The sequence below is a fragment of the Terrabacter sp. 2YAF2 genome (assembly GCF_052114705.1).
GTDB lineage: Bacteria > Actinomycetota > Actinomycetes > Actinomycetales > Dermatophilaceae > Terrabacter.
This window is the reverse complement of record NZ_JBFRFG010000043.1, coordinates 1-4,015: the sequence shown is the minus strand read 5'-3', so window position 1 is coordinate 4,015 and position 4,015 is coordinate 1. Positions and strand designations below refer to the sequence as shown.

At 66.2% G+C, this 4,015-nt stretch carries 2 protein-coding genes and 1 pseudogene; 2 read left to right on the top strand and 1 reads right to left on the bottom strand.

Translation table 11 applies throughout. The features are described from left to right. Nucleotides 1-706 precede the first annotated feature (706 nt). Complete coding sequence (locus tag AB4030_RS22290) at nt 707-1,141, bottom strand: hypothetical protein (RefSeq protein WP_442281387.1); 435 nt, start codon at nt 1,139-1,141, stop codon at nt 707-709. A 96-nt stretch (nt 1,142-1,237) separates the two neighbouring features. Between AB4030_RS22290 and AB4030_RS22285 the strand changes: the two genes are divergently transcribed. Both AB4030_RS22285 and AB4030_RS22280 read left to right on the top strand, forming a co-directional pair. Next, nucleotides 1,238-1,906 carry a hypothetical protein gene (locus AB4030_RS22285; RefSeq protein ID WP_442281386.1) on the top strand — a complete coding sequence of 223 codons (669 nt, stop codon included), beginning with the start codon at nt 1,238-1,240 and terminating at the stop codon, nt 1,904-1,906. Nucleotides 1,907-2,519: 613 nt separating this feature from the next. After that, nucleotides 2,520-3,773, top strand: a pseudogene (locus AB4030_RS22280) (IS110 family transposase); the annotation flags it as partial. Between the last annotated feature and the right edge of the window lie 242 nt (nt 3,774-4,015).

Below are 4,015 nucleotides of genomic sequence, written 5' to 3'. Positions count from 1 at the left end.
GAGGCTGCGCCCTCTGGGGTCATTGGCTGGCAGTACGACCAGGCTTTGAACTTCGACTACGGCCTTCTCGTTTCGATCGCTGGCGCGCTCTGGAACCTCGGCGGCAGGCTCGTTTTCCGGTTCGGGTGGCAAGTGAGGGTCAGTCGGACGAGCACCCGATGGCCGCACCGGCGAAAGGTGGTCGGCAGACGTCGGATGCGCTACAAGACGGACGCCCTTGCGCAACTTCCGGGCCTGGTCGAAGCGGTGCACCGCGAAGGTCCTCGGGCGCTTTCTCAGACTCTTGACCCGACGCCGCATGCGAGCAGCCCAACCGAGCTGTCCGACTCGAGCGCCGACCTATAGATCGGTTTCCGCACATGCCGCTGATCGGCCGTGCCGAATATCGGACGTTGCTTGGTGCCGCAGGTGCAGGTGCAATGTTCGGTAGAGCCAGCACTAAACGCCCACCGTCCGTTGTGCGGCCCCGCAAGGATGGAACTCATGACAGCGCCAAAGCGTGACACCTTGTGGTCCCGTAGCAGCCGGGCACGCCGTTCCGTCATTGTGGCTGTTGCGGTGGTCGGCATAGCGCTGGGCGTTACCTTCACGATCGTCGGCAACCTGAGCCTGGCGGGGGCGAGTCTCGGTCTGACGGGGATTGTCCTCAGCAGTCTTTCGCTGACAACGCCAGAGAGGTAGGAACGTCCGGATCTGCCGCAGTGAGTCAGCGTTCAGACGCCGAGGCGTCGCTCAAGATATCGACGAGGTGTCGCGCCAGATAAGGAGCGACGACGTCGGCGGGACGCCCGAGCAGTGCGTCGGCCTCCTCAGCCTCGGCGGGTCTGTGCATGAGCCGGAACGTGTCTGAGAGCGATCGCCCTTCGAAGTTCACTTCGCTCAGGGCTGCCTCTTCGTCGATGTGGACCCAGAGGTCGACGCACCCACCGGTTTGGTTGCCGTGGGACTGAGGCAAGTCGGGGTAGCGACGGCGGATAGCGTCGTAGGAACCGCACCACACCAGCCGGTGCTCTCGGGAGGGCCATTCGTCGGCATGGTCTTGAGCCTGCGGGCGCACCGTCGGCTCCCGTTCCCAAGGAGTGTCGGCGAGAGCGGCGCATACAGCCGCATCCACCGCCTCCACGGTCGCACGCATCTTCATGTCTCTGAGTCTGCCTGACAGGACGTCCGCATTTGCCGCGCCAAGGACTGCGGCTGTGCGGGTCCGAAAGCGTGAACCTGTGTCACGCTGCCGCTCATGACGATGGCGGACCTGCTTGAACGACTCCCTTCCCCGGACCGCCTGCGAGAGCTGTCCGTCACCCTCGCGATCCTCGACGTCGCGATGACCCCAGAACTCGGCCCGGACGACCGGTACTTCCGATTCCACCCGCGCGACCCCGCCGGGGTGGCGTTGGCCAGCATGGACGACGGTTCAGGCGACCAGTACTACATCGCCTTCACCGAGGACGCCGTGTTTGGCTGGGGATTTGCGCATGAGTACGCGATGAACCCCTTCACACGGACACCTGTCGCGGTGTGGCCCGGGCTCCTCGACGGCATGCCGGCTCAGTTCCAACCCCTGACTCGGGACGCCCGCTTCCAGCTCGCCGACACCTTCATGGCGACGGCAGCCTTCTGGTCCGAAGGCGGACAGCGGTGGTGCACCGGTTCGGCCATCCCGCCGGCGGGAGAGCTGGACCCTGATGGCGCCGCGTGGCTTTTCGAACTGATCCTTGACGACAGCCCCCAGGCGTTCGTGCGCTTCGCCCAGGACTACTACGAGACGAGCCCTGACGAAGCGGCGGTCGGCGCCGTCTACAGGTCAGAGCCACTCGACCCCGCGATCCTCGCCGGGCTCAACCCCGACGCCGACTTCCAGAACGTCCGCGCACAGCTCGAAGCGTTCGGGCTTTCCGCGCCGTAGCCAACATCCGGAAATGCCGCAATGCGCTAGTGCCGACCCGTCGATGATGCCCTGTCACGTCGTCGTCGAACGAGGACGATCGTCGCTAGCACGCCCGCGCCTGCTGCAATCTCGAGAATCGACAGCAGTGGGCTTTGCACGACGGGCGACGCGCTCAAAAGGCTTCTCAGGAGCTGCCAGACCCCATGAATGGTGAGGGCGATAAGGCCACCAAACCCGAGAGTGCGCGAAGAACTCATGCGAGGCCTCTTATACGGCAGTGCTTACTCATCATCGTCAGGTTCTGCGAAGCCCGGCGTGCGGGGCATTGGTTTTTTTCCACGTCCACGCGGCCATGGTGCCCGACCCTCACTGTGGACGCACTCTTCTCATGGGTTCTGACCGGGTCTCTGGAAGGCTTGGTTCCGGTAGCGGCCGGCGGGTCAGCACTCGTACTTTTCTGACCTTCGAAGGTCTGGCGGCAGACTGTGCGCCCGTCGGTCGTGAGGAGATGGTGACCGCTGCTGGGATGACGTGCCCCGGATGATTCGGTGAGCACTTGGGCCATGAGATCGCCGGGCATCTCCTCCGCGCTGCTGTTCTGTCTGGGGTGACACATCAGGAGGCGAAGCCGATGCTCTTCGTAGGAGATGACTGGGCCGAGGACCACCACGACGTCGAGCTGGTCGACGAGGCCGGGACGATCCTGGCCCGGCGAAGACTGCCGGAAGGGCAGGTTGGCGTCACGCGTCTGCACGCCTTGATCGCAGAGTTCCTGCCCGACCCGCGAGACGACCTTGACCCCGCACCTCAGGTGGTGATCGGGATCGAGACCGAGCGCGGCGCGTGGGTCGCAGCGATGATCGCCGCCGGCTACACGGTGTACGCGATCAACCCACTGTCGGTGGCCCGATACCGAGAGCGGCACTCGACCTCGGGGGCGAAGTCCGACGCAGCCGATGCGCACCTGCTGGCAGAGATCGTGCGGGTCGACCGTGCCCACCACCGCGCCGTCGCCGGGGACAGCGCCCTCGCCGAGGGCATCAAGCTCGCCGCCCGCACGCACCAGAACCTGGTGTGGGAGCGCACCCGGCATGTGCTGCGGCTGCGCTCGACGCTGCGGGACTTCTTTCCCGCCGCGCTGCAGGCGTTTTCGGAGCTCGACGCCGCCGACACCCTGGACATCCTGGCGGCAGCCCCAGACCCCGACACCGCGGCCCGGCTGACCCGACGCAAGATCCTGACCGCCTTGACTCGGGCGCACCGCCGCAGCCCCGAAGCGCGTGCCGACCAGATCGTGCAGGCCTTCCGGGCTGCCGAGCTGCGCCAACCGCCACCGCTGCAGGCCGCCTACGCGGCCACGGTCAGCGCTCAGGTCGCCCTGATCGCCACCCTCAACACCCAAGTCGATGCCCTCGAGCAGGTGGTGGCCGAGCATTTTGGCCGACACCCGGCGGCTGAGATCCTCACCAGCCTGCCGGGGGTCGGGATCACCTTGGGCGCCCGCCTACTGGGCGAGTTCGGCGACGACCCCGACCGTTACGTCGATGCCAAGGCCCTCAAGGCGTACGCCGGCACCGCGCCGCTGACCAAGGCCTCAGGAACCAAGAAAATCGTGATGGCCCGCTACGCCCGCAACAAGCGACTCGGCGACGCCGCCCAGCAGTGGGCGTTCTCCTCGATGCGCGGCTCCGCCGGCGCCAAGACCTACTACCAGCAGCTACGCGCCCGCGGCACGGGTCACCAAGCAGCCCTGCGCCAGCTGGCGAACCGATGGATCGGCATCCTGCACGGCTGCCTCAAGCACGGCACCACCTACGACGAGCACACCGCCTGGAGCCCACATCCTCAACACCGCCGCTTGACAACACCAGAACCTGGGATGTCTGCCGCGCGGCGGGCGGTCGTCCGAAGATGCCGGTCCTTCTGGAACAAGAGGTTCGGCAGCTCCAGCGCTGTCCCTGGACCGGCCAGCTATGAAAGCCAGTCCACCCAGCCAAATGCGATGTCGTTCGCCGCTCCGACTGCGAGCCGTCCTCGCCTGCCGCGCAGGATCTGAGCCGCAAGGATCAGCAGCCACGCGAGAACGCTTAAGCCGAAGAGCGCGGAGCCGACAAGCAAGTCCGTCAT